The sequence below is a fragment of the Pseudomonas kermanshahensis genome (assembly GCF_014269205.2).
In the GTDB taxonomy this organism is placed as follows: domain Bacteria; phylum Pseudomonadota; class Gammaproteobacteria; order Pseudomonadales; family Pseudomonadaceae; genus Aquipseudomonas; species Aquipseudomonas kermanshahensis.
Map to the genome: position 1 here is coordinate 296,870 of NZ_JABWRY020000002.1, position 23,119 is coordinate 319,988.

Annotated in this window: 20 protein-coding genes and 1 pseudogene; 10 read left to right on the plus strand and 11 right to left on the minus strand. The window is 63.2% G+C overall.

Annotated elements, in window-relative coordinates; translation table 11 throughout:
- Positions 1-21: 21 nt before the first annotated feature.
- Positions 22-1,410 carry a NorM family multidrug efflux MATE transporter gene (locus HU764_RS25820; RefSeq protein ID WP_027592179.1) on the minus strand — a complete coding sequence of 463 codons (1,389 nt, stop codon included), beginning with the start codon at positions 1,408-1,410 and terminating at the stop codon, positions 22-24.
- Positions 1,411-1,564: 154 nt separating this feature from the next.
- Here HU764_RS25820 and HU764_RS25825 point away from each other — a divergent pair, with 154 nt between their 5' ends.
- Positions 1,565-2,518 carry a LysR substrate-binding domain-containing protein gene (locus HU764_RS25825; RefSeq protein WP_027592180.1) on the plus strand — a complete coding sequence of 318 codons (954 nt, stop codon included), beginning with the start codon at positions 1,565-1,567 and terminating at the stop codon, positions 2,516-2,518.
- Between the two features lie 3 nt (positions 2,519-2,521).
- Here the strand turns inward: HU764_RS25825 and hglS are convergent, their stop codons facing one another.
- Together hglS and HU764_RS25835 are read right to left on the minus strand one after the other, a co-directional pair.
- Entirely contained in the window at positions 2,522-3,916 is a 1,395-nt protein-coding gene (hglS, locus tag HU764_RS25830; protein ID WP_186703077.1) for a 2-oxoadipate dioxygenase/decarboxylase HglS, read from the minus strand.
- Between the two features lie 145 nt (positions 3,917-4,061).
- On the minus strand, positions 4,062-4,946 hold the full coding sequence (locus tag HU764_RS25835; RefSeq protein ID WP_186703078.1) for a LysR family transcriptional regulator: 885 nt from the start codon (positions 4,944-4,946) through the stop codon (positions 4,062-4,064).
- Between the two features lie 135 nt (positions 4,947-5,081).
- Between HU764_RS25835 and amaB the strand changes: the two genes are divergently transcribed.
- Together amaB and amaA are read left to right on the plus strand one after the other, a co-directional pair.
- Complete coding sequence (amaB, locus tag HU764_RS25840) at positions 5,082-6,572, plus strand: L-piperidine-6-carboxylate dehydrogenase (RefSeq protein ID WP_012274799.1); 1,491 nt, start codon at positions 5,082-5,084, stop codon at positions 6,570-6,572.
- A 181-nt stretch (positions 6,573-6,753) separates the two neighbouring features.
- The gene (amaA, locus tag HU764_RS25845) at positions 6,754-8,040 is read left to right on the plus strand and encodes an L-pipecolate oxidase (RefSeq protein ID WP_027592183.1); all 1,287 of its coding nucleotides are present in this window, start codon (positions 6,754-6,756) and stop codon (positions 8,038-8,040) included.
- 117 nt (positions 8,041-8,157) lie between these two features.
- Here amaA and HU764_RS25850 read toward each other — a convergent pair whose 3' ends face one another.
- Positions 8,158-9,585 carry a mechanosensitive ion channel family protein gene (locus HU764_RS25850; RefSeq protein WP_186681468.1) on the minus strand — a complete coding sequence of 476 codons (1,428 nt, stop codon included), beginning with the start codon at positions 9,583-9,585 and terminating at the stop codon, positions 8,158-8,160.
- 335 nt (positions 9,586-9,920) lie between these two features.
- Positions 9,921-10,382, minus strand: coding sequence for a PBECR2 nuclease fold domain-containing protein (locus tag HU764_RS25855; RefSeq protein ID WP_159455775.1), 462 nt, complete (start codon positions 10,380-10,382; stop codon positions 9,921-9,923).
- A gap of 433 nt (positions 10,383-10,815) precedes the next feature.
- Here HU764_RS25855 and ycaC (HU764_RS25860) point away from each other — a divergent pair, with 433 nt between their 5' ends.
- The 4 genes from ycaC (HU764_RS25860) to HU764_RS25875 all read left to right on the plus strand — a co-directional run bounded on the left by ycaC (HU764_RS25860) (position 10,816) and on the right by HU764_RS25875 (position 15,219).
- Positions 10,816-11,445: an isochorismate family cysteine hydrolase YcaC gene (gene ycaC, locus HU764_RS25860; protein ID WP_085272178.1), complete on the plus strand. Its 630-nt coding sequence runs from the start codon at positions 10,816-10,818 to the stop codon at positions 11,443-11,445.
- A 117-nt stretch (positions 11,446-11,562) separates the two neighbouring features.
- Positions 11,563-12,129, plus strand: coding sequence for an antibiotic biosynthesis monooxygenase (locus HU764_RS25865; protein WP_027592186.1), 567 nt, complete (start codon positions 11,563-11,565; stop codon positions 12,127-12,129).
- A gap of 39 nt (positions 12,130-12,168) precedes the next feature.
- A complete protein-coding gene (locus HU764_RS25870; protein ID WP_186703079.1) occupies positions 12,169-12,987 on the plus strand; it encodes an alpha/beta fold hydrolase in 819 nt (272 codons plus the stop codon).
- Positions 12,988-13,377: 390 nt separating this feature from the next.
- Positions 13,378-15,219 (plus strand): amidohydrolase, encoded by a 1,842-nt coding sequence (locus HU764_RS25875; RefSeq protein ID WP_027592188.1) that lies wholly within the window; start codon positions 13,378-13,380, stop codon positions 15,217-15,219.
- 41 nt (positions 15,220-15,260) lie between these two features.
- Here HU764_RS25875 and HU764_RS25880 read toward each other — a convergent pair whose 3' ends face one another.
- Positions 15,261-16,523: an OprD family porin gene (locus HU764_RS25880; protein WP_186703080.1), complete on the minus strand. Its 1,263-nt coding sequence runs from the start codon at positions 16,521-16,523 to the stop codon at positions 15,261-15,263.
- 160 nt (positions 16,524-16,683) lie between these two features.
- A complete protein-coding gene (locus HU764_RS25885; RefSeq protein ID WP_027592190.1) occupies positions 16,684-17,595 on the minus strand; it encodes a LysR substrate-binding domain-containing protein in 912 nt (303 codons plus the stop codon).
- Between the two features lie 136 nt (positions 17,596-17,731).
- Between HU764_RS25885 and ycaC (HU764_RS25890) the strand changes: the two genes are divergently transcribed.
- On the plus strand, positions 17,732-18,361 hold the full coding sequence (gene ycaC / locus HU764_RS25890) for an isochorismate family cysteine hydrolase YcaC (protein ID WP_099430781.1): 630 nt from the start codon (positions 17,732-17,734) through the stop codon (positions 18,359-18,361).
- A 75-nt stretch (positions 18,362-18,436) separates the two neighbouring features.
- Here ycaC (HU764_RS25890) and ycaC (HU764_RS25895) read toward each other — a convergent pair whose 3' ends face one another.
- Positions 18,437-19,063 (minus strand): isochorismate family cysteine hydrolase YcaC, encoded by a 627-nt coding sequence (gene ycaC / locus HU764_RS25895; protein ID WP_027592192.1) that lies wholly within the window; start codon positions 19,061-19,063, stop codon positions 18,437-18,439.
- A gap of 82 nt (positions 19,064-19,145) precedes the next feature.
- A complete protein-coding gene (locus HU764_RS25900) occupies positions 19,146-19,526 on the minus strand; it encodes a helix-turn-helix domain-containing protein (RefSeq protein ID WP_186681456.1) in 381 nt (126 codons plus the stop codon).
- A gap of 179 nt (positions 19,527-19,705) precedes the next feature.
- On the opposite strand from HU764_RS25900, the gene HU764_RS25905 reads away from it, so the two are divergent.
- Both HU764_RS25905 and HU764_RS25910 read left to right on the plus strand, forming a co-directional pair.
- On the plus strand, positions 19,706-20,680 hold the full coding sequence (locus tag HU764_RS25905; RefSeq protein ID WP_186703081.1) for a GlxA family transcriptional regulator: 975 nt from the start codon (positions 19,706-19,708) through the stop codon (positions 20,678-20,680).
- A 145-nt stretch (positions 20,681-20,825) separates the two neighbouring features.
- Positions 20,826-22,613 (plus strand): monovalent cation:proton antiporter-2 (CPA2) family protein, encoded by a 1,788-nt coding sequence (locus HU764_RS25910; RefSeq protein WP_186681454.1) that lies wholly within the window; start codon positions 20,826-20,828, stop codon positions 22,611-22,613.
- A 3-nt stretch (positions 22,614-22,616) separates the two neighbouring features.
- Here HU764_RS25910 and HU764_RS25915 read toward each other — a convergent pair whose 3' ends face one another.
- Positions 22,617-22,901: a HigA family addiction module antitoxin gene (locus tag HU764_RS25915; RefSeq protein ID WP_099430780.1), complete on the minus strand. Its 285-nt coding sequence runs from the start codon at positions 22,899-22,901 to the stop codon at positions 22,617-22,619.
- A 13-nt stretch (positions 22,902-22,914) separates the two neighbouring features.
- Positions 22,915-22,992: pseudogene (locus tag HU764_RS27800) on the minus strand (type II toxin-antitoxin system RelE/ParE family toxin); the annotation flags it as partial.
- Positions 22,993-23,119: the final 127 nt, after the last annotated feature.

The window sequence follows — 23,119 nt, forward strand, 5'->3', positions numbered from 1 at the left end:
GCTGCAAAGCAGCCCCGGCAATCACACAGGCAGTGCAGACCTGTCAGGCAAACCCGCCTTTCTCAACAGCCGTTTCATCCGCCATTCAAAGCCAAGGGTCAGCGCCACTGCCGCACAGGCCAGCCCCAACGCCAGCCCCCACCAGATCCCGACCGCGCCGCCTCCCAGGTTGAAGGCGAACAGCCAAGCGCTGGGGGCGCCCACCAGCCAATAGCAGCACAGCCCGATCAGGAAGGTGGTCTTGGCATCCTTCAGCCCACGGATCGAGCCCATGGCGATGGTCTGCATGCCGTCGAACAGCTCGAACCAGGCCGCGACCATCACCAGTTGCACGGCCAGTTGGTAGATGGCCGCGAACGCGGGGTCGTTGCGGTCGATGAACAACCCCACCAGGGCATCCGGCAACAGCCAGAACAGCGCGGCGAAGGCGAACATGATCATCCCGCCAAAACCGATCCCCACCCGGCCTGCGCTGCGCGCCGCGAGCAGGTTGCCGCCGCCGTAGTACAAGCCCACGCGCATGGTTACGGCATAAGACAGCCCGGTGGGCACCATGAACGCCGTGGAAACGATCTGCAGCGCGATCTGATGCGCCGCCAGCTCCGTGCTGCCGAGCACGCCCATGCACAGTGCGGCAAAGGCGAACAGGCCGACCTCCACCATGTACGTGCCGCCAATCGGCAGGCCCAGCCGCCACAGCTCGCGCAGGGCCGGCAGGGAAGGGCGTGACAGGCCCTGGCGCAGCGGGTAGGCGGCATAGGCCGAATGCCAGCGGATGTACAGGGCCAAGGCAATCGCCATGCCCAGCGACACCACGGCTGTGACCAGGCCGATGCCCATCAGGCCCAGCTTGGGCAGGCCGAACATGCCTTCGATCAACGCAACGTTGAGCAGGTAGTTGAGCACTGTGCCTATCACGCTGATGACCATCACCGGCGTCGAGCGGCCAAGCGCGCTGGTGAAGCCACGCAGGGCCATGAAGGTCAGGTAGCTGGGCAGGGCCAGCGGCAGCAGGGTGAGGAATTCGGCGGCCGAGGCGACGTTCTCCGGCTGTTGGCCAAACATCAGCAACACCGGCTCCAGGTTCCACAGCACCAGCGCTGCGACCAGGGCCAGGCCCCAGGCCAGCCACAGGCCGCTTTGTGCCAGGCGTGTGACGCCCTCGATGTCGTTGGCACCCTTGCGGATGGCCACCAGCGTGCCGACCGCGGCGATCACGCCCAGGCAAAAAATCGACACGAACGAGTAGCTCGCAGCGCCCAAACCGCCGCCCGCCAAGGCTTGCGGGCTGATGCGGGCCATCATCAGGGTGTCGGTCAGCACCATCAGCATGTGCGCCAACTGCGAGGCGATCAGCGGCCCAGCCAGGCGCAGCAAAGCCTTGAGTTCGGTGGTAGGCGCTACATGCATGCGTGTGGTCCTTTTCCTGATCCCGTGAGCGAAGGGCGATTCTGAGGCTTTGGTCAGCTTTGCACAAAAGGATAAAAACGATCATTGGCATGAGTTTGACTCATGTGTTTATGCTGTCAGCGATCCGTTCCCCAGCCCGCATGGCAGGTGCCTAATGTCTCGTCAGCTTCCACCGTTGTATGCCTTGCGCGCATTCGAAGCCGCTGCGCGACTGAGCTCCTTCACCCGTGCCGGCGAAGAGCTTTCGATTACCCAGAGTGCGGTCAGCCGCCATATCCGCACCCTTGAACAACACTTCGCTTGCCGCCTGTTCGTGCGCAGCGGCCGCAGCTTGCAATTGACCGAAGCGGCCAGGGTGTTGCTGCCCGGCGTGCGCGAAGGCTTCGCCGCGCTGGAGCGGGCTTGCGACACCTTGCGCGGCGAAGATGACATCTTGCGCATGAAAGCGCCCTCTACCCTGACCATGCGCTGGTTGCTGGCCCGCCTTAGCCGTTTTCGTCACCTGCAGCCCGGTAACGAAGTGCAGCTGACCAGTGCCTGGATGGACGTCGACCATGTCGACTTCAACCAGGAACCTTTCGATTGCGCCGTGTTGCTCAGCGATGGCGTGTTCCCGGCGCATTGGGAAGTGCGCCGGTTGTTTCCCGAACTGCTGATCCCGGTGGGCGCCCCGGACCTGCTCGATGATGGGCCGTGGGACGAGCGTCGGCTGGCCTGCATCGAACTGCTGCACCCGACCGTGGACAAGCGTGACTGGCGCGAATGGCTGGAACGCATGGGGCTTAGCGACAAGGTGTCGCTCAAGGGCGGCCAGGTGTTCGATACCCTGGAGTTGGGCATGATCGCAGCGGCGCGTGGCTATGGGATATCGATGGGGGATTTGCTGATGGTGGCCGAGGATGTGGCGCAGGGGCGTTTGAGCTTGCCCTGGCCAACGGCGGTGCCCAGCGGCATGGATTACTACCTGGTGTGGCCGCGCACCCGGCCGGGTGGCGAGCGGTTGCGGCGCTTGAGCGAATTCTTGCACGCGGAGGTGGCTGCGATGGACCTGCCAGATGTGCAGGTCCTGCCGACGCTTGGGCCGCAGCGCGACCCAATGCGACCCTAAGCCTTACATCGACCCCAGGTTCAGCGCCTGTGCACACGCCTGCAACGAGCGGCGCTCGCTCTGCGCATACAACGCCAGCTCATCCTGCACCTTCAACCCCAATGCAGCTTCGAACGCCTCACGGTTAGCGTTGCTGCCGTATTCTGCCTGCGCATCATCGCCCAGGTTGGACTGGAAGATCCCCGCTGCACTCACTGGCAGGAAGTCTTCGTACACCAGCGCCTCGAAGTGCACATGCCCCGCATCGATCAGCCCTTGCAGGGTGGTCGGGCGGTCGCTGTGATCGCGAGCGGCCAGGCCTTTTTCGGTGGCGAAGTAACGGAAGTAGGCCAGGCCCTGTTCACGCATCTGCGCCAGGTCGTCGGGGAACTCGGCGAAGGTCTGGCTCAACAGCGTCCTGTAACGCTCGGCATTGGCTTCGGCTGGCACACCGCCCAAGGCGGCGCGGGTAGCATCAAGCAGTTTGTCGTACAGCTGGCGACCCTTCGGCGTCAGTGCGGCACCGCGTTGTTCGATCTCACCGAAACGCGCGGTGTGGCTGCCCTCGCTGCCTTGCTGGCCGCTGAAGGCGACTTTTTCCTGCAGCGCCTTGAAGCTGGTCTGGCGTAGCAGAATTGGGTGGCGGCGGGTGGGCGGGCCTTCGACCACGGCCTTTGGTGGAATGCCCTTGGCCGGCATGCCGACCTGGATCGCGTCGATGTCCAGGGTGCGCGGGGTCAGGTGGTTGATGTGCGGGCCCTTGAAGGCCACCACATCGGCAATCAGACGGTGCTGGTCGTGCAGTTGCTGGTACTGCTCGGCGGTTACCGTGGCGTCATGGTGCCAGCGGAAGGTGTGCAGCGCTTCCTGCACGAACGCCTCGGCGTCGGCTGCGCTGAGGCCGCCGTCACGCTCGCGCTGGGCAATCAGCTCGAGTACGCGCGGGGTGAAAATCTTGCGTTTGGCCAGGATGCCCTGTGCCAGTTCGCGCAGTTGCGGGTTGTCGATCAATTCCAGGCGCAGCAGCGAGGTGAACACCCGGAACGGGCTGACATGCAGGGACTGCTCGTGCACGGCGCGGAAGGCGGTGGAGTGCACGGGTACGCCTGCAGAGCTGAGGTCGTAGTAGCCGACGGGCTCCATGCCCATCACCGCGAACAGTTTGGCGATGGTGGCCAGTTCTTCGGCGGTGCCGACGCGGATGGCGCCGTGGCGTTCCTGGTCCAGGCGCTCGATTTCGCCGGTCCAGCGCAGCGCTTCGGCCACCTCTGGTTGCTGGGTCATCACCTGCTGGTTGATTTCGCTCACCAGCTCCAGCAGCGTGCCATACAGCGGCACTTCCTGTTTGTACATGAGCGACATGGCGGCAGAGAACTGCGCGCGGATGCTGTCTGGGCTGACGAAATCGTGGGCGGGCATCGCTAGCTTCCTGGTTGGGTTCGGACGCTTACATGAAAGCTGGGAATGCACATGGCTCACAAGCGAAAAAAAGTGCGAGTGTCATTCCTTTTTTGATCGACCTTAGGGCCCCTTCGCGGGTTTACCCGCGAAGAGGCCCTAGAGCCTACAACTGCTCGCGAATCCACTCCACCAACGCCCGCACCTTCGGCACCTCCGCCGCATGCTCGGCATACGCCAGGTAATGCGCCCCGGCGCTCTTCATCGCATGATTCCAGGCAATGACCAGGCTGCCTTCATTCAGCTCCTTGGCCACCAGGTACCGCGGCACCAGCGCCACCCCACAGCCCGCCTGCGCCGCGCTCAAGGCCATATAGAACGTATCGAACCGCGGCCCATGGTAGGCACTCACACTCTGCAGCCCCAGCTCCAGAAACCACTCATGCCACGCCTCTGGCCGCGACGTACTCTGCAGCAGCACCAGCTCGGCCAACTCACCGGCATCGGCCAGCGCCCGCCCGGCCAACAGCTCCGGCGCGCACACTGGCACCACCTCTTCGCGGAACAGCTCCACACAGGTCGCCCCCGGCCAGGTGCCTTGCCCATAGAAGAACACCACATCCGCCGAGCCTTGCAGCAAAGCGAATGGCTCCATCTCGTTACGGATGTCCAGGTGGATATTGGTGTGGCGCTTGCCAAAGCCTTTGAGGTGGGGGATCAGCCAGCGCACGCCAAAACTCGGTTGAGTGGCTACCTTCAAAATCTCGGTCTGCTCGCCATAGGTCAGTACGTAGCGGCTCGACATGTCCACCTGGGTGAGGATCTTGTTGACCTCGGCCAGGTAAAGGCTGCCCGCTGGCGTCAGTTGCAGGCGGCGGCGAATGCGCAGGAACAGGTGGTGGCGCAGCATGTCTTCGAGTTGCGCCACTTGCTTGCTCACCGCGCTCTGGGTCAGGTGCAGCTCTTCGGCGGCACGGGTGAAACTTAAATGACGGGCTGCAGCTTCAAAGCACTGCAGGGCGGTCATGGAGGGCACCAGGCGTTTGGACATAGCGGTCTCTGCGGCTCAAATCATTACCTGACGGAATGATATGCGGAATAAAGGTCGTTTGTTGCACTGGTGTGATCGGATTAATACTGATCCACATCATTTTTCCACCCCATCACCGATGTAGGAGATGCACAAATGGTTGCTGGATTGCTCGAGCGCCTTGGCGTTGCCGCCGAGGCTTACACCCAGGGCGACTACCCTGTTCACACGCCGATCGACGGCAGCCAGATCGCCTCGGTGAAACTGCTCGGCAAGGCCGAGACCATCGCCCGCATCGATCAGGCGCAAAGCGCCTTCGACGCCTGGCGCACCGTGCCGGCCCCACGCCGTGGCGAGCTGGTCCGCCTGTTCGGTGAAGTGCTGCGTGAACACAAGGCCGACCTCGGCGAACTGGTTTCGATCGAAGCCGGCAAGATCACCCAGGAAGGCCTGGGCGAAGTCCAGGAAATGATCGACATCTGCGACTTCGCCGTCGGCCTGTCGCGTCAGCTGTACGGCCTGACCATCGCCTCCGAGCGCCCTGGCCACCACATGCGTGAAACCTGGCACCCGCTGGGCGTGGTTGGCGTGATCAGCGCCTTCAACTTCCCGGTTGCCGTCTGGGCCTGGAACACCGCGCTGGCCCTGGTGGCCGGTAACTCGGTGGTGTGGAAACCGTCGGAAAAGACCCCACTGACCGCCCTGGCCTGCCAGGCGCTGTTCGAAAAAGCCCTGAAAGCCTTTGGCGATGCACCGGCTGGCCTGGCGCAACTGGTCATCGGGGGCCGTGAAGCGGGCGAAGCGATGGTCGATGACCCACGTGTGCCGCTGGTCAGCGCCACGGGCAGCACCCGCATGGGCCGTGAAGTCGGCCCACGTGTTGCCGCACGCTTCGGCCGCAGCATTCTCGAACTGGGCGGCAACAACGCCATGATCCTGGCCCCGAGCGCGGACCTGGACCTGGCTGTGCGCGGCATCCTGTTCTCCGCCGTGGGTACTGCGGGCCAGCGCTGCACCACCCTGCGCCGCCTGATCGTGCACCGCTCGATCAAGGACGAAGTGGTTGCCCGCGTCAAAGCCGCCTACGGCAAAGTACGTATCGGTGACCCACGCAAAGACAACCTGGTGGGCCCGCTGATCGACAAACTGTCGTTCGACGCCATGCAGGGCGCGCTGGCCAAGGCCCGCGACGAAGGTGGCCAGGTGTTTGGCGGCGAGCGTCAGCTGGCTGACCAGTACCCGAACGCCTACTACGTGTCCCCAGCCATCGCCGAGATGCCGGCCCAGAGCGACGTGGTTCGCCACGAGACTTTCGCGCCGATCCTCTACGTGCTGGCCTACGATGATTTCGAAGAGGCCCTGCGCCTGAACAACGAAGTGCCACAAGGCCTGTCCTCGTGCATCTTCACCACCGACATCCGTGAAGCCGAGCGCTTCCAGAGTGCCTCGGGCAGCGACTGCGGCATCGCCAACGTCAACATCGGCACCAGCGGCGCCGAGATCGGCGGTGCGTTTGGTGGCGAAAAAGAAACCGGCGGTGGTCGTGAATCCGGTTCGGATGCCTGGAAAGGCTACATGCGTCGTCAGACCAACACCGTCAACTACTCGCGTGAGCTGCCGCTGGCGCAGGGTATCGTGTTCGACTGATGCTGCATGGCCGGGGGCTTTGCCCCCGGTTCGCGGGGCAAGCCCGCTCCCACAGGATCCCCGCTGCCTTTCAGGCCTGTGTGGTCCCTGTGGGAGCGGGCTTGTCCCGCGAATGGGCCGCAAAGTGGCCCCAACAAAACCAGATGCACCCGCAATAAGAACAACACTGCTGGAGCCGGCCATGTCCGAACTGCGTCAACAATGCTTGTGGGAATTCGTCAGCAAACCGACCGTCGCCGCCCAGGCCCTGGCCGGTGAGCACAAGGCCGATGTCTGTGTCATCGGTGGCGGCATCACCGGCCTGTCCGCAGCGATCCACCTGCTCGAACAGGGCAAGTCGGTGATCTTGCTGGAAGCCTGGAAGATCGGCCACGGTGGCTCCGGACGTAACGTCGGCCTGGTCAATGCCGGCACCTGGATCCGCCCCGACGACGTCGAGGCGACCCTCGGCCAGAAGCAGGGCAGCCGCTTGAACAAAGTGCTTGGCGAAGCACCGGGCGAGGTATTCGCCATGATCGAGCGCCTGGGCATCGACTGCCAAGCCCAGCACAAAGGCACGCTGCACATGGCGCACAACGCCACCGGCATCGCCGACCTCGAAGCCCGCCATGAACAATGGAGCCGCCGCGGCGCTGACGTCGAACTGCTGACCGGCGCCCAGTGCCAGGAATACTGCGGTACCGACAAGATTTCCGCCGCGCTGCTCGACCGCCGCGCCGGCACCATCAACCCCATGGGTTACACCCAAGGCCTGGCCGCTGCGGTTTCGCGCCTGGGTGGCAAGGTGTTCCAGCAGTCCTCGGTCGAGGGCCTGGAGCGCGAAGGCGATGGCTGGCGCGTGAAAACGGCACGTGGCTCGGTGCGCGCCGACAAGGTGGTGATTTCCACCGGTGCCTACACCGAAGGCGACTGGAGCAACCTGCAGAAGCAGTTCTTCCGCGGTTACTACTACCAGGTCGCGTCCAAGCCGCTGCACGGCGCTGCCGCCGACAAGGTGCTGCCGCATGGCCAGGGCTCCTGGGACACCCGCACTGTGCTCAGCAGCATCCGCCGCGACGACCAGGGCCGCCTGCTGCTCGGCAGCCTAGGCCGGGTCGACAACAAGCCGGCCTGGTTCGTGCGCAGCTGGGCTGACCGTATTCAGAGCCATTACTACCCTGAGCTGGGCAAGGTCGAGTGGGAGATGCACTGGACCGGCTGCATCGACTTTACCCCCGACCACCTGATGCGCCTGTTCGAGCCGGCGCCGGGGCTGGTGGCGGTGACCGGTTACAACGGCCGCGGCAACACCACCGGGACCGTGATCGGGCGAGCGTTTGCCGAGTTCTTGCTCAAGGACGAAGCGGACAGCCTGCCGATTCCGTTCTCGCCGATGACCGGGGTGAGCGCCCCGTCGCTGCGCACGGCGTTCTACGAGTCCGGGTTCTCGCTGTACCACGCGGGGCAGTGCTTGAGGGTGGTGTTGTAGCCACTGGCCTCTTCGCGGGGCAAGCCCGCTCCCACAAGTACACCGGTGAATTCAACCTTTGCGATGTATCTGTGGGAGCGGGCTTGCCCCGCGAAGAGGCCAGCACAGTGGAAAATATTACTTGTGCAACCAACTGAGAAAGCCACCTTTCTTGATCAGGGCCGGCTTCTGCAGCAACAACGACTCCCGGCTCTGCCGCCTGAACCGCTGCAACTTGCTCAACGCCGTCTGCACCTCGCCCCGCTGCACCAGGCAGCTCTTCACCTGTTCCTTGTCGATGCGGTAAAGCACGCAACTGGTCAGCGTGCGGAACTCGGCAAAGCCGTCGTCTTCGTCGATGATGCCCTCGATCCCCAGCACTTCCCCCGGCCCCATGCGCCCGGCCTCCAGCAGCTTGTCACCATCGCGAATCGACGCTGAAACCACGCCGCTGCCAATCACCAGCAGGTGGTCCGAGCGCTCGCCCACACCCAGGATCACTTGGTCCGCCAGGTATTCCACGGCCGTCATGCGCTGGCTCAGCGCATCGCGCTCTTCATCGCTCAGCGAGCGGAACACCCGCACTTCATCCAGCACCTCGCGTTGGCGGCTGCGCGGCGGCAGGGCCAGGTCGACGTTCCACATCACGCCACTGGCCTCCAGGTGCCGATGGGCCAGGTCGAACAGCTGATTGCGCGCGTCGGTCTTGCCGCCCATGTCGGCAATGAAGCCACTGGCTTCGTACTCCACCGACTCCAGGGTCGAAGCCTTCACCGTGACCTTGGGCTTGGGCGTGGCGAGTATCGCGCGCGTGCCCTGCAGGGCCTTTTCCAGCGCATCGAACACCCGCTTGGGGCGCACCTTGGCCGGCACCACCACACTGATCGACACCCCATGCACGTCAGGCGGGCGGCTGTGGTTGAGCAGTTTGGCTTTGGCCGCCACCGAATTGGGGATCACCGCCAGGCTGCCGGCACTGGTCAGCAGCCGCGTGGCACGCCAGTCGATGTCCAGCACCTTGCCTTCGGTGCCGTCGATGGAGATGGCATCGCCGATCTGATACGGCCGCGTCGTGTTCAGCACGATGCCGCTGAACACGTCGGCCAAGGTGCTTTGCAGCGCCAGGCCGATGACGATGGCCATCACCCCGGAGGTGGCCAGCAGCCCCTTCACCGGCAGTTGCATCACATAGCCCGCCGCCGCCACCACCGCCGCCAAAAAGATCAGCGCCCCCAGCACATCCTGCAGCAACCGCCCGCCATGGCTACCACGCGCCACCAGCAACAGCCCAAACACCACAGTCACCGTGCGCGCACCGAACAGCCACCAGCCGATCGTCAGCACTGTCGCCATCAGGTTGCGCGACACATCGTCAGGCCATGGCGGCGGCTGCAAAGGGCTCATGCCCGCGGCCAGCAGCACCCAGCTGAACAGCAGGAAAATCACCAGCCGCGAGCCGATACGCCAGGCCCGGCGTTGGAGGGGGATCAGTTGCCAGAGAATCAGGTCGAGCAGGATCAGTGAAGTGCCGAGCAACAACGGGGACGACTGGATGAAAGCCAGCATGGTGGTCTCGGGGGTGAGGGGAGGGCTGTGCGTAGTAATAGAGCAGGTTGGGCAGGCAGGCAATGGGGGACGGGTAAGTTGTATCTGACGGTCAAGGCCGTTGCCCTGTGGTCGAAGGGGTCGCGGGCTGTGCTCCAACTACATCCCGCATTGCCGCAAAGCTGTTGACTTGCTCAAAGACTGTGATAGCGTTTTACCCGAGCGCGAAACCAGTTGCCATTCAGCGGCAGTAACTGGCGTAGGAACCCCGTCGATGGCTGAATCATCAGCGCAGGGTGAGACCTCCACACCCCGGCTTGAGGGTGTGTATATGAATATCAAGCGTCTATTCAGGGCTACTGGTGACAGTGGCCCTTTTCTTTGCCCGGCAGAAACTCATAGCGCTTGTACAGCAGTTCGCCATGGCGGTGCTTGTTGAGTGCTTTCGCGTCGCACTGCATGAAATTCCACAGTATTTTTCCGCTCTCGAGCGTAACGATCGCCAGCATCTGCCGCTTGGCTTCATATACCCCTATAAATGCCAACCTATGTGTGTCGTTGGTATAGGCCACGCTCCACACCTCAAACGGCCCGGTCAGGGTATCCACAGCGACTTGGATGTAGCGCTCCCGCGCATCTTGCCTTTTCTCGACGATGTGATGGATGCAGCTGCGTCGAATCTGAACATCCCCCAAGGGTGTGTTGATGACCACAAAGGCGCTCGATGAGTTGCTCAAGCCTAGGTGGTGAGCAACCCGCTCGATGGCGCCCTCATGGGTGCCTGCTGCAGCGACCTCATCGATGGCTTGTGCACGCATTTCACGGTCAAGAGACCTGAGGTCTGGCAACCCCCTATCCAACCAAGTGCTCTGACACGTTTTCTCAGTGATTTTCGCGGGCGAGATAGGGGGGTTCAAAGAAGTACCTGGCGACTAGCGATTGCTGAAGCGACGGCAAGTCCACAAGCCTAGGTATCACGGGCAACACGAACAATCAGATCGGTATCGACACTACTTGTAGGGATTTTCCTCAGACGAAGCATGGCGTAGGAATTGGCTTGTGGTCTTCAACAAGCCCAGCGTCCATGAAGCCGGCTTGCCGGTTTACAGGCCTGCCAATCAATCGTTCACAAAACAGAACGCTAAAGCCAAAAACCGCTATCTACCGCTCCAAAGGTGATGGTTTTAATCTTCTCCCATCAACGCGAAACACCCAACTTACTGAACATCAAAACCCTTAGGAGCAACGACCATGGCCCCATTCAAATACAACCGCCTGAACAAAGACGACGCCGCTGTGCTGCTGGTCGACCACCAGGCTGGCCTGCTGTCCCTGGTCCGCGACATCGAGCCAGACGCGTTCAAGAACAACGTGCTGGCCCTGGCCGACCTGGCCAAGTTCTTCAACCTGCCAACCATCCTCACCACCAGCTTCGAGCAAGGCCCCAACGGCCCGCTGGTGCCTGAATTGAAAGCGCTGTTCCCAGACGCCCCTTACATCGCCCGCCCAGGCCAGATCAACGCCTGGGACAACGAAGACTTCGTCAAAGCGGTAAAGGCGACCGGCAAGAAGCAGCTGATCATCGCCGGCGTAGTGACTGAGGTCTGCGTCGCCTTCCCGGCCCTGGCAGCCTTGGAAGAAGAGTTCGAGGTGTTCGTGGTAACCGATGCGTCCGGCACCTTCAATGCGATGACCCGCGATGCCGCCCATGACCGCATGAGCCAGGCCGGTGCGCAGCTGATGACCTGGTTCGGCGTGGCCTGTGAGCTGCACCGCGACTGGCGCAATGACGTCGAAGGCCTGGCGGCGCTGTGCTCCAACCACATCCCGGACTACCGCAACCTGATGACCAGCTACAACGCCTTCAACGCCGGCAAGTAACCCGCCGCGCACCGGGCACCGACCGTCGGTGCCCGGCAAGGGCAGCACACCCATTCAATCCTCCGCCCGTTCGCTGTTGCACAGTGAGTGCGGGCCAGCTCATCCCAAGGAATGTCGATGAACACCGCACTCCAAGACAACCGCAACGTGGTCACCCTGGTCATCCAGCACAAGGTTCGCGCCGAGGCGCTGGCCGGCTACGAGGACTGGCTCAAGCACACGGTCAGTGCCGCGCGCCGCCAACCCGGCCACCTCGACGTCAACGTGATCCGCCCCGAAGACGGCGGCCGCCACTTCACCACCGTGGTGCGCTTCAGCGATGCCAGCCTGCTGCAGGCCTGGGTCAACTCCACCGAGCGCCAGACGCTGGTCAGCCAGGTGCTGCCGCTGCTGGAGGAGGGTGACAACACCCAGGTTCATGAAGACCCAGAGTTCTGGTTCACCCCACCGAGCACCACGGCGGCACAACCGCCGCGCTGGAAGCAAGCGTTGCTGACCTACCTGGTGATCTGCCCGATGACCATGGTCATTCCGCAACTGCTGGCGCCGTTGTTCGCGCGCTTTCCGCACTTGGGCGGCGCGATCACCGGCAACCTGATCGTCAACCTGTTTGTCATCCTGCCCGTGGTGTTCTACATCATGCCGTGGGTAACCCGCCGCTGCGCCAACTGGCTGCGTGGCTGATTCAGCCCCTTCCCTATAGACTTTCAAGGAGATACCGATATGAGCACACTCGTAACCCGCGATGGCACTTCGCTCTATTTCAAGGACTGGGGCAGCGGCAAGCCCGTGCTGTTCAGCCATGGTTGGCCGTTGGACGCCGACATGTGGGATTCGCAGATGGAATTCCTGGTCAGCCGTGGCTATCGCGCCATCGCCTTCGACCGCCGTGGTTTCGGCCGGTCGAGCCAGCCGTGGAATGGCTATGACTACGACACGTTTGCCGATGACATCGCCCAACTGATCGAACACCTCGACCTGCGTGAAGTGACCTTGGTGGGCTTCTCCATGGGCGGTGGCGATGTCAGCCGCTACATCGCGCGCCATGGTAACGAGCGGGTGGCCGGGCTTGTGCTGCTGGGGGCGGTGACGCCGGTGTTTGGCCAGCGGGATGACAACCCTGAGGGGGTCGAGGCTGCGGTGTTCGAGGGCATTCAGGCGGGCCTGCGTGCCGACCGGGCGCAGTTCATCGCCGATTTTGCCACGCCGTTTTATGGCTTGAACCAAGGGCAGCAGGTGTCCCAGGGGGTGCTGACGCAGACCCTGAACATCGCGCTGCTGGCCTCGATCAAGGGCACGCTGGATTGCGTCACCGCGTTCTCCAAGACCGACTTCCGCCCGGACATGGCCAAGATCGAGGTGCCGACCTTGGTGATTCACGGTGACGCGGACCAGATCGTGCCGTTCGAGACCACGGGCAAGAAAGCCGCCGAGTTGATTCGTGGGGCCGAGCTGAAGGTGTATGAAGGTGCGCCGCATGGGTTTGCCGTGACGCATGCGCAGCAGCTGAATGAAGACTTGTTGGCGTTCCTCCAGCGATGACGGTGTGAGGCATTCGCGGCGGTCCGGCGCCCCGGTAAACCCGCTCCCACAGGATCAACACAGCTTTTGGGGCATGTGATGCCCCAGTGGGAGCGGGCTTGCCCGCGAAGAGGCCGGCCCTGGCAGCACAAAACGTGAACAGGGCTAACCTTCTTCAACCCACCGCACATCCATGCAATCCCTGACCAGGCTTGAGCCGGCATGCTCCGCAGTTGCGCTTGCCGCTGCCGCACCCAGACGGAGAAGACCATGTCCCAGGACCCTAACGACAAGAGCCGTCGCCAGTTCCTCGCCACCAGCACCGTGCTCGGTGCCGCCGGCGCGCTCTGGTCCGCATTGCCCTTCGCCGGCTCCGCCGGTTCCGCCCATGCATCCACTCAAGGAGGCTCCATGACCGCCGACCTCATTCTGTTCAATGGCAAACTGCACACTGTCGACCGTGAGAAGCCCACCGCCACCGCCGTCGCCATCAAGGACGGCCGCTTCATCGCCGTCGGCAGCGACGCCGAAGCCATGGCCCACAAAAGCGCCACCACGCAGATCATCGACCTCAAGCAGCGCACGGTCATCCCGGGCCTGAACGACTCCCACCTGCACCTGATCCGCGGTGGCCTGAACTACAACCTGGAGCTGCGCTGGGAAGGCGTACCTTCGGTAGCCGATGCCCTGCGCATGCTCAAGGACCAAGCCGCCCGTACCCCGACCCCGCAGTGGGTGCGTGTGGTCGGTGGCTGGAACGAGTTCCAGTTCGCTGAAAAGCGCATGCCGACCCTGGAAGAAATCAACCAGGCCGCGCCCGATACCCCAGTGTTCCTGCTGCACCTGTACGACCGCGCGCTGCTCAACCGCGCCGCGCTCAAAGCCGTGGGTTACACCAAGGACACGCCGAACCCGCCGGGTGGCGAGATCCAGCGCAACAAGTTCGGCGAGCCGACCGGCATGCTCATCGCCCGCCCTAACGCGATGATCCTCTACGCCACCCTGGCCAAAGGGCCGAAGCTGCCGCTGGAGTACCAGGTCAACTCGACCCGCCAGTTCATGCGTGAGCTCAACCGCCTGGGCCTGACCAGCGCCATCGATGCGGGGGGCGGCTACCAGAACTTCCCCGACGATTACTCGGTGATCCAGGAGCTGGCAGACAACAACCAGCTGACCGTGCGTATCGCTTACAACCTGTTCACCCAGAAGCCCAAGGAAGAACTCGACGACTTCAAGAAGTGGACCTCCAGCGTCAAGCTGCACAGCGGCACCGACTTCCTGCGCCATAACGGCGCGGGTGAGATGCTGGTGTTCTCCGCGGCCGACTTCGAGGACTTCCTCGAGCCGCGCCCGGACCTGCCGCAAACCATGGAAGAAGAGCTGGAACCGGTGGTACGCCACCTGGTCGAGCAGCGCTGGCCGTTCCGCCTGCACGCCACCTACAACGAATCCATCACGCGCATGCTGGATGTGTTCGAGAAGGTCAACCGCGACATCCCGTTCAATGGCCTGCCGTGGTTCTTCGACCACGCCGAGACCATCACCCCGCAGAACATCGAGCGCGTGCGCGCCTTGGGCGGCGGTATCGCCATCCAGGACCGCATGGCCTTCCAAGGTGAGTACTTCGTCGACCGCTACGGCGCCAAGGCTGCCGAGCAGACTCCGCCGATCAAACGCATGCTCGACATGGGCGTGCCGGTTGGGGCTGGTACCGACGCAACCCGCGTCTCCAGCTACAACCCGTGGACTTCGCTGTACTGGCTGGTCAGCGGCAAAACCGTCGGCGGCATGGAGCTGTACCCCGAGGGCCTGAGCCGCGACACCGCGCTGCAATTGTTCACGCAGGGCAGCGCCTGGTTCTCCAGCGAGCAGGGCAAGAAGGGCCAGATCAAGGTTGGCCAGTTGGCGGACTTGGCGGCGTTGTCGCTGGACTTTTTCAGTGTTGAGGAAGAAGCGATCAAGGGCATCGAGTCGGTGCTGACCATCGTTGACGGCAAGGTCGTGTACGCTGCTGGCGAGTTCGACAGGCTCGGCCCACCGCAGGTACCGGTACTGCCGGAATGGTCGCCGGTGGCCAAGGTGCCAGGGCACTGGCGTGTGGGTACGCCATCGCTGGCCGCGGCGGTGCACCAGTGCAGCGGGCCGTGTGGGGTGCATGCACACAGCCACGAAAAGGCGCGGCATTCCAGCGTGCCGGTGAACGACTTCCAAGGGTTCTGGGGGGCGTTGGGGTGTTCGTGTTTTGCGTTCTAAGTTGACATGAGGAAAGGGGCCCGTAGAGGCCCCTTTTTTGTTCAAAAGCCGCCTTTGAGCGGGTATTCGATGATCACGTAGAAGCGGTCGATATCATCGCCCGCCTGGGCTTGGTTGGCGCGGTGGCTGACGTGGGACAGCGCCAGGCTGAGGTCTTTGGCGGCGCCGGACTGCACCACGTACTTGAGGTCGACATCGCGCTCCCAGTGGCGCCCGCCCTGGCCCTGTAGCGCCGTGTAGGCGCCACCTGCCGGGGCATGCGTGCCATCGACACCGCGGCCGCTGACGTAGCGGCCCATCAGGCTCAGGCCGGGCATGCCGAGGGTGGCGAAGTCGAGGTCGTAACGCAGTTGCCACGAACGCTCGCCGGGGCCGTTGAAGTCGGCGTACTTGATCGAGTTGGCCAGGTAGATGGAGTCGCCGCCGACGAAGTCGAAGGGGGTGTCGCCCTCGACCTTCTGGTAGGCCAGGGTCAGCGCCTGGGCACCGAAGCGGTACTTGCCCGCCAGGCTGTAGGCGGTGGTGTCGATGGCACCAGCGCTGGCGTTGCCGGTATCACGGGTTTTGTAGAGGTTGCCGTCCAGGCGCCAATTGCCCTCGGCCAGGTTGAGATTGAGGTAGGCCTGGCGCCAGGTGTCTTGCAGCTGGCTGGCGTACAGCGCACCGCCGAACGGGCCATCGGGGGCGAACGTGGCGCCGGCCAGGCTGATAGCGCGGCCATGGGTGGTGGCGCCGTAGCCGGCGAAATCGTCGTGGGTCGAGCTGTTGTCCTGGTTGTTGAACGCAGTGAAGCGGCCCGCCTGCAGGCGCCAGTCGGGCAGGTCGGTGTTCTCCAGCAACCAACCCGTGGCGTATTCGGGGTGCAGGCGTTTGTCGCCGGTGTCGAACACCGGTGTCTCGACAGTCATCTCGCCGTAGCGCAGCAGGGTATTGCCCAGGCGTAGCTTGAGGGCTGCACCGGCGCTGGAATAGTCGGACTCGGCACGGCCACCGCTGTCACGCGGCAGCAAGCCGGTACCGGCATGGCCGCGGCCACCGTCTAGCTTGAGGCCGAGAAAGCCATGCGCGTCGATGCCAACACCCACCGTGCCTTCGGTGAACCCCGAACGGATTTCACCGATGAAGCCTTGGGCCCATTCCTGACGGTAGTTTTGGCCGCTGCCGGAAGGCGAGCGGAAGTCGCTGTGCAGGAAGTAGTTGCGGCTGAGCAGCGACCAGCCGGGTTCATCTGCCTGGCTGAATGCGGGGCAAAGGGCGAGGGAGGCGAGCAGGGCGCGGCCTGGTCCGTGATTGGCGCGGATCATGAGGGCTCCGGGGTGGATGATCCGAGACTGTGAGGCAAGCGTAGGCCAAGGTCTTGTAAGGGTGTGCTGGCCTCTTCGCGGGGCAAGCCCGCTCCCACAGGGACCGCGTGGTCTCCAGGGCGCTGGGCCCGCGAAGAGGCCGGTACTGACAGCAACTGACTCAGGCCATGTCGCTGATCGCGAACTCCTCGGCCAGGTGATCGATCAGCGACCGCACCGACGGCAACAACCCGCGCCGTGACGGGAAGATCGCATGCACGATGCCGCACCGCGGGTGCCACTCCGGCAGCAGCTCCACCAGCCGGCCCTCGGCCAAGTCTTCGCGCACGGCCACACGTGGCAAGTGCGCGATGCCAACCCCGGCCACTACAAAATGCCGCAGCGCGAACAGGTCGTCGGTGACCATGCGCGGCGTGTGCGGGATCACGATGCTGCGGCTCATGTCCTCGCCCTGGAACAGCTCCCATTGGTACTCACGCTGGGCGCTGCCCCAATGCACGCTGGGCAGCGTGCCAAGCAGCTGCGGGTCGAAGCCTTCGGGCAGTTGCGCCAGGTACTGCGGATGCCCCACCAGGCACTGGGTGCTGTTGCTCAGCACCTTCATCACCATGTCGGTGTTTTCCAGTGGCGGAAAGCGCACGCGCAGCGCGACGTCGAAGCCTTCGTGCAGCAGGTCGACGCGGCGGTTGGTGCTTTCGATGAACAGCTCCACCTGCGGGTACTTGAGCATGTAACGGGTCAGCATTGGCCCGACCCAGGAGTTGAGCAGGGTGGTCGGGCAGCTGATGCGCACCAGGCCGCGAGGCTCGCTGCGGTTGCGCTCGATGATCTCCGCCGCGCCCTCGGCTTCCACGCGCATGGCCAGGCAGCGGTTGTAGTAGGCCTGGCCAATTTCGGTCAACGAGCAGTGCCGGCTGGTGCGGTGCAGCAGGCGCACGCCCAGGCGGTCCTCAAGGTCGGCAATGCGTCGGCTGAGTTTTGACTTGGGCATGTCCAGCGCCCGCCCGGCCGGGGCGAAGCCGCCGTGCTCGACGACTTGGGTGAAGTAGTAGAGGGAGTTGAGGTCTTCCAATGATCGTTCTCCAAATGGAACGCTAAAGGCAATTTTCGCAGTCTACCGCAGCAAAGGTGATGAATTTAATCTGTGCCCATCAACGCGAAACACCCCACTTACTGAAAACATCGAAAACCTTTTAGGAGCACGGACCATGAGCAAATTCACCTACAACCGCCTGAACAAAGATGACGCCGCTGTGCTGCTGGTCGACCACCAGGCTGGCCTGTTGTCCCTGGTCCGTGACATCGAACCGGACAAATTCAAGAACAACGTACTGGCCCTGGCGGACCTGGCCAAGTTCTTCAACCTGCCAACCATCCTTACCACCAGCTTCGAGCAAGGCCCCAACGGCCCGCTGGTGCCCGAGCTGAAAGCGCTGTTCCCAGAGGCTCCGTACATTGCCCGCCCAGGCCAGATCAACGCCTGGGACAACGAAGATTTCGTCAAGGCAGTGAAGGCCACTGGCAAGAAGCAGCTGATCATCGCCGGTGTAGTGACCGAGGTCTGTGTGGCATTCCCGGCGCTGGCAGCCTTGGAAGAAGAGTTCGAGGTGTTCGTGGTGACCGACGCTTCCGGCACCTTCAATGCAATGACCCGCGATGCCGCCCATGACCGCATGAGCCGTGCCGGTGCGCAGCTGATGACCTGGTTCGGCGTGGCCTGTGAGTTGCACCGCGACTGGCGCAATGACGTCGAAGGGTTGGCAGCACTGTGCTCCAACCACATTCCGGATTATCGGAATTTGATGACCAGTTACAACGCGCTGACGGCGGGTAAGTAATCACCCGCTAGTGGCAAACGAAAAGGCCGGCGCCCTGTGAGGGCGCCGGCTTTTTTGTCGCTGTGCAGGCGTGGATCAGCGAGCGCTCAACGCCGCATAGCTGTTCATCAGGTTGCGGTAGTTGGGAATCCGCTGCGACAGCAGATTGCCCAGCCCTTCGATGTCGTTGCGCCAGTCGCGGTGCAGCTCACAGGCCACCGAGAACCAGTTCATCATGTGTGCGCCTGCTTGGGTCATGCGTACCCACGCGGCCTGCTGCACGGTTTCGTTGAAGGTACCGGAAGCGTCGGTCACCACGAACACCTCGAAGCCTTCAGCCAGCGCCGACAAGGTCGGGAAGGCCACGCACACGTCAGTGACCACGCCGGCGATGATCAGCTGCTTGCGGCCTGTCGCCTTGATCGCCTTGACGAAGTCTTCGTTGTCCCAGGCGTTGATCTGGCCAGGGCGGGCAATGTACGGCGCGTCCGGGAACATCTCTTTCAGCTCGGGCACCAGCGGGCCGTTGGGGCCTTGTTCGAAGCTGGTGGTGAGGATGGTCGGCAGGCCGAAGAACTTGGCCAGGTCGCCCAGGGCCAGTACGTTGTTCTTGAACTCGTTGGGCGAGAAGTCCTGCACCAGGGAGATCAGGCCGGTCTGGTGGTCGACCAGCAGCACCACGGCGTCGTCTTTGTTCAGGCGCTTGTAATCCGGTTGGCTCATGAGGGTAACTCCTTGCATTGGGCTTAGGGTGTGAAACTCAGGCGTACTACCCGAAGGTGGTATACCAATGGATAAAAGGCGCTTAAGAATGCGGGCCGGATGCGGCACCTTGCGTGGTCAACCGCCAGGCTTTGGGCGGCTGGCCGACCAGGCGGCTGAATGCCCGGGTGAAATGGGACTGGTCGCAGAAACCACATTCGAGGCTGACATGGGTGATCGGCACCTCGGTGGCCAGCAGGCGCTTGGCCTTCTCCATGCGCGCCAGCAGGCGCCAGGCCTGGGGCGACAAACCGGTGTTGACCTTGAACGCGCGCGAGAAATGGCTGCGGGTCAGGTTGCACACACCAGCGATCTCGATGATCGACAAAGGGCTGTGCAGCATCAGTTCCTTGGCCTGGCGCAGCCGCGCAGGGGTCAGCGCGCCTGGGGCCGGTGAGGTGCTGTGGATCGTCAGAGGGCTCATGGCGACTCTCCTGTTCAATGAGGAAAGTCTCGCCCCCGGGTCATGACAAAGTCCTGAGCCAAACCTGAAGAGTTCTTAATTGTGCAGTGCTGGCCCTGACCGCTATACCAATACCTTAAGATGCGCGCGTATTCAGTTTCGGGCCGCTCCCGGCGGCCCGCATTCAAGGCGAAAGAGGCATGCAGGAAAATCCCGCCCACCGCACCGTGGCGATGGTGCTGTTCAATGATGTGCTGTTGCTGGATGTCACCGGCCCCATGGACGCCTTTGCCATCGCCAACCGGTTTCTGCCCGCTGAGCGGCAGTACCGGCTGATCACCTTGGCCGAAGGCCAGGGTACGGTGCGCGGTTCATGCGGGCTGAGGGTGATGGCCGACCTGCGCCTGGAAGAGCTGCCCGAAGCCGTCGACCTGTTGCTGGTACCCGGCGGCCCAGGGGCCTATGACGTCGCCCTGCCGGGCCTTGAGCGCTGGCTGCCACAGGCCGTGCGCGGGGCCAAGCGATTTGGTGCCATCTGCACCGGCGTGTTCTTGCTGGGCCGGGCCGGCCTGCTCGGCGGCTATCGCTGCACCACCCACTGGAACTATGTCGAACGGCTGGCGCGGGCCTTCCCTGAGGCGAACGTCGAGACCGAACAGATCTACGTGATCGACCGCTGCCTGATCACCTCGGGCGGCATCACCGCCGGTATCGACCTGGCGCTGGCCGTGGTCGCCGAAGACCACGGCAAGGCCCTGGCCCTGGAAGTGGCCAAGGTGCTGCTGGTCGCTCGCCATCGTCAGGGCGGGCAAACCCCGTATGGGCCGTTGCTGGCGGCCGTGCCGCGTGATGATTCGCCAACCGCGCGGGTGCAGGCCTATATCGTCGACCATATAGACCAGGCCTTTACCGTGCAGAAAATGGCCGACCTGGTGGCCATGAGCAGCCGCAACTTTGCCCGTACATTCCAGCGTGAGGTCGGCATCACGCCGTTGCAGTACCTGCAAAATGCGCGCATTGACCAGGCGCGCAAACTGCTCGAAGGCAGCGACCTGCCGTTGAAGGTGGTGGCGGCACGCTGTGGGTTTGGCAGTGATCGGCATATGCGCAAGGTGTTTTGCGAGCGCATCGGCATGACGCCGGCACAGTACCGGGCGCAGTTTGGCGAGAGCTGAGCCGATGCGCGTGCGATCAGCTGATTGCCTTGATAGGCGGGACAATGTTTCTCCTTCAAGCCGGATTGTCTGACGCCCGCACAATGCCCAAAATTGCCGGCCACATTGTTCAACGCTGCCCCGGCAGCTCATGGAGTACGAGCCAATGCCACACGAAGGCAGCCTTCTGCAAACCGCGGTGATCTTCCTGCTCGCTGCGGTCCTTGCTGTTCCCCTGGCCAAGCGCCTGCAACTGGGCGCCGTGATCGGCTACCTGCTGGCCGGCGTGGCCATCGGCCCGCAGGCACTGGGGCTGATCCGCGATACCGAAAGCGTCGCGCACATCTCGGAACTGGGCGTGGTGCTGCTGTTGTTCATCATCGGCCTGGAACTGTCGCCCAAGCGTTTGTGGCTGATGCGCAAGTCGGTGTTCGGCGTGGGCGCTGCGCAGGTACTGCTGACCGGCGCAGTGATTGGCGCCATCGCCCTGTTCGGCTTCGCCCAGTCACTGGCCGCCGCCTTGGTGCTGGGCCTGGGCCTGGCGCTGTCATCCACCGCCCTGGGCCTGCAGAGCCTGGCCGAAAGCAAGCAGCTCAACGCGCCGCACGGTCGCCTGGCGTTCGCCATCCTGCTGTTCCAGGACATCGCTGCCATTCCGCTGATTGCCCTGGTCCCGCTGCTGGCCGCCAGTGGCCCGGATACCGGCCACGGTGACAACCTTGAACATGCACTGAAGGTGTTCGCCAGCATCGCCGTGGTCATCGTGGGCGGCCGCTACTTACTGCGCCCGGTGTTCCGCATCGTCGCTCGCACCGGCCTGCCAGAAGTTTCAACCGCCACCGCACTGCTGGTGGTGATCGGCACCGCCTGGCTGATGGAAGAGGCCGGTATCTCCATGGCCTTGGGTGCATTCCTGGCCGGCCTGTTGCTGGCCGACTCGGAGTACCGGCATGAGCTGGAATCGCAGATCGAACCGTTCAAAGGGCTGTTGCTGGGGCTGTTCTTCATCAGTGTCGGCATGGGCGCCAACCTCAGCCTGCTGCTGGAAATGCCGCTGGTGCTGCTGGGCCTGACCCTGCTGCTGATCGCGGTCAAGCTGACCTTGCTGATAGTGGTCGGCCGGCTCGCCGGCGGCCTCAATAGCGCCAGCGCCCTGCGCTTGGGCATGGTGCTGGCGGCGGGTGGCGAGTTCGCCTTCGTTGTGTTCAAGCTGGGCAAGGACCAAGGCTTGTTCGACACCCAGACCTACGACCTGCTGATGATGACCATCACCTTGTCGATGGCCATCACGCCCCTGTTGATGCTCGGCTGCGCCCGTGCCCTCAAGCGCCCGCAACCGCAGCGTGAAGTGCCCGAACAGTACAAGCAGATCCAGACCGATGCACCGCGCGTGGTGATCGTAGGCATGGGCCGCATGGGGCAGATCGTCTCGCGCATCCTGCGTGCCCAGAAGATCCCCTTCATCGCCCTGGAAACCTCGGTGGACGCCATCGAGATGACCCGCATGTTCGAGCAGGCCCCAGTGTTCTACGGCGACCCCCTGCGCCCCGAAGTGCTGCATGCGGCCAAGGTGGGCGAGGCGGAATACTTCGTGATCACCACCGACGACCCGGAAGTCACCACCCGCACGGCGGAGCGGGTCAAGCGCCTGTACCCGCACCTGAAAGTGCTGGCCCGGGCACGAAACCGCCAGCATGTGCACAAGCTGGTGGACGTGGGTGCCGAGCCCATTCGCGAGACGTTCTACTCAAGCCTGGAGCTGACCCGCCGTGCGCTGGTGGGGTTAGGGTTGAGTGACGAACAAGCGGCGGACCGTATTGCGCGGTTCACCCAGCATGACGAAGAAGTGCTGGAGGCGCAGGGGCAGGTGCGCGATGACCGGGCCAAGGTGATGCAGACGGCGAAGGAAGCGCGGGTGGAGTTGGAGCGGTTGTTTGATTCGGATGCGGATTGAGTTTCAGGCAAACACCAGCCGCGTAATCTGGGGGTGCTCACGGTTCGCGGCTTGCCAGAGATCATAAGCCGCCTGTTCGGCAAGGTACTGCCGCGCATCGCCGAGGCCCGCCAGTTCAAGACGATAAGCCAGGTCCGCAGATAGGGCGGCACGCCCATTGAGTACGGTGGACAGTTGCCCCCGCGAATAGCCGAGATGGCGTGCAAGCCCCGAGACACTCATGCCTATAGCAGGCAAAACGTCTTCGCGCAGAGACTCACCGGGATGGGGTGGATCATACATAGGCATGGGTTTCAGCTTCCTAGTGGTAGTCCAGATAATCGACAAGTTCCACGTCGGTACCAACGAAGCGGAACACAAGACGCCAGTTGCCTGAAACTCTTGATCATAGAGAACTGATCGTAAGGCCACGCCTTACACTTTTCAAGTCAACTATAGAATGGCGCATCCAAGTACTCCTGAAGAATTTCCGGACGCCCAGTCTGTTCTCAGGGACCTGAATTTGC

Bases quoted from the DNA above. Each gene is read 5' to 3' on its own strand.
- HU764_RS25820 (WP_027592179.1), bottom strand. From the start codon at position 1,410: ATGCATGTAGCGCCTACCACCGAACTCAAGGCTTTGCTGCGCCTGGCT.
- HU764_RS25825 (WP_027592180.1), top strand. From the start codon at position 1,565: ATGTCTCGTCAGCTTCCACCGTTGTATGCCTTGCGCGCATTCGAAGCC.
- hglS (WP_186703077.1), bottom strand. From the start codon at position 3,916: ATGCCCGCCCACGATTTCGTCAGCCCAGACAGCATCCGCGCGCAGTTC.
- HU764_RS25835 (WP_186703078.1), bottom strand. From the start codon at position 4,946: ATGTCCAAACGCCTGGTGCCCTCCATGACCGCCCTGCAGTGCTTTGAA.
- amaB (WP_012274799.1), top strand. From the start codon at position 5,082: ATGGTTGCTGGATTGCTCGAGCGCCTTGGCGTTGCCGCCGAGGCTTAC.
- amaA (WP_027592183.1), top strand. From the start codon at position 6,754: ATGTCCGAACTGCGTCAACAATGCTTGTGGGAATTCGTCAGCAAACCG.
- HU764_RS25850 (WP_186681468.1), bottom strand. From the start codon at position 9,585: ATGCTGGCTTTCATCCAGTCGTCCCCGTTGTTGCTCGGCACTTCACTG.
- HU764_RS25855 (WP_159455775.1), bottom strand. From the start codon at position 10,382: ATGCGTGCACAAGCCATCGATGAGGTCGCTGCAGCAGGCACCCATGAG.
- ycaC (WP_085272178.1), top strand. From the start codon at position 10,816: ATGGCCCCATTCAAATACAACCGCCTGAACAAAGACGACGCCGCTGTG.
- HU764_RS25865 (WP_027592186.1), top strand. From the start codon at position 11,563: ATGAACACCGCACTCCAAGACAACCGCAACGTGGTCACCCTGGTCATC.
- HU764_RS25870 (WP_186703079.1), top strand. From the start codon at position 12,169: ATGAGCACACTCGTAACCCGCGATGGCACTTCGCTCTATTTCAAGGAC.
- HU764_RS25875 (WP_027592188.1), top strand. From the start codon at position 13,378: ATGACCGCCGACCTCATTCTGTTCAATGGCAAACTGCACACTGTCGAC.
- HU764_RS25880 (WP_186703080.1), bottom strand. From the start codon at position 16,523: ATGATCCGCGCCAATCACGGACCAGGCCGCGCCCTGCTCGCCTCCCTC.
- ycaC (WP_099430781.1), top strand. From the start codon at position 17,732: ATGAGCAAATTCACCTACAACCGCCTGAACAAAGATGACGCCGCTGTG.
- ycaC (WP_027592192.1), bottom strand. From the start codon at position 19,063: ATGAGCCAACCGGATTACAAGCGCCTGAACAAAGACGACGCCGTGGTG.
- HU764_RS25900 (WP_186681456.1), bottom strand. From the start codon at position 19,526: ATGAGCCCTCTGACGATCCACAGCACCTCACCGGCCCCAGGCGCGCTG.
- HU764_RS25905 (WP_186703081.1), top strand. From the start codon at position 19,706: ATGCAGGAAAATCCCGCCCACCGCACCGTGGCGATGGTGCTGTTCAAT.
- HU764_RS25910 (WP_186681454.1), top strand. From the start codon at position 20,826: ATGCCACACGAAGGCAGCCTTCTGCAAACCGCGGTGATCTTCCTGCTC.
- HU764_RS25915 (WP_099430780.1), bottom strand. From the start codon at position 22,901: ATGCCTATGTATGATCCACCCCATCCCGGTGAGTCTCTGCGCGAAGAC.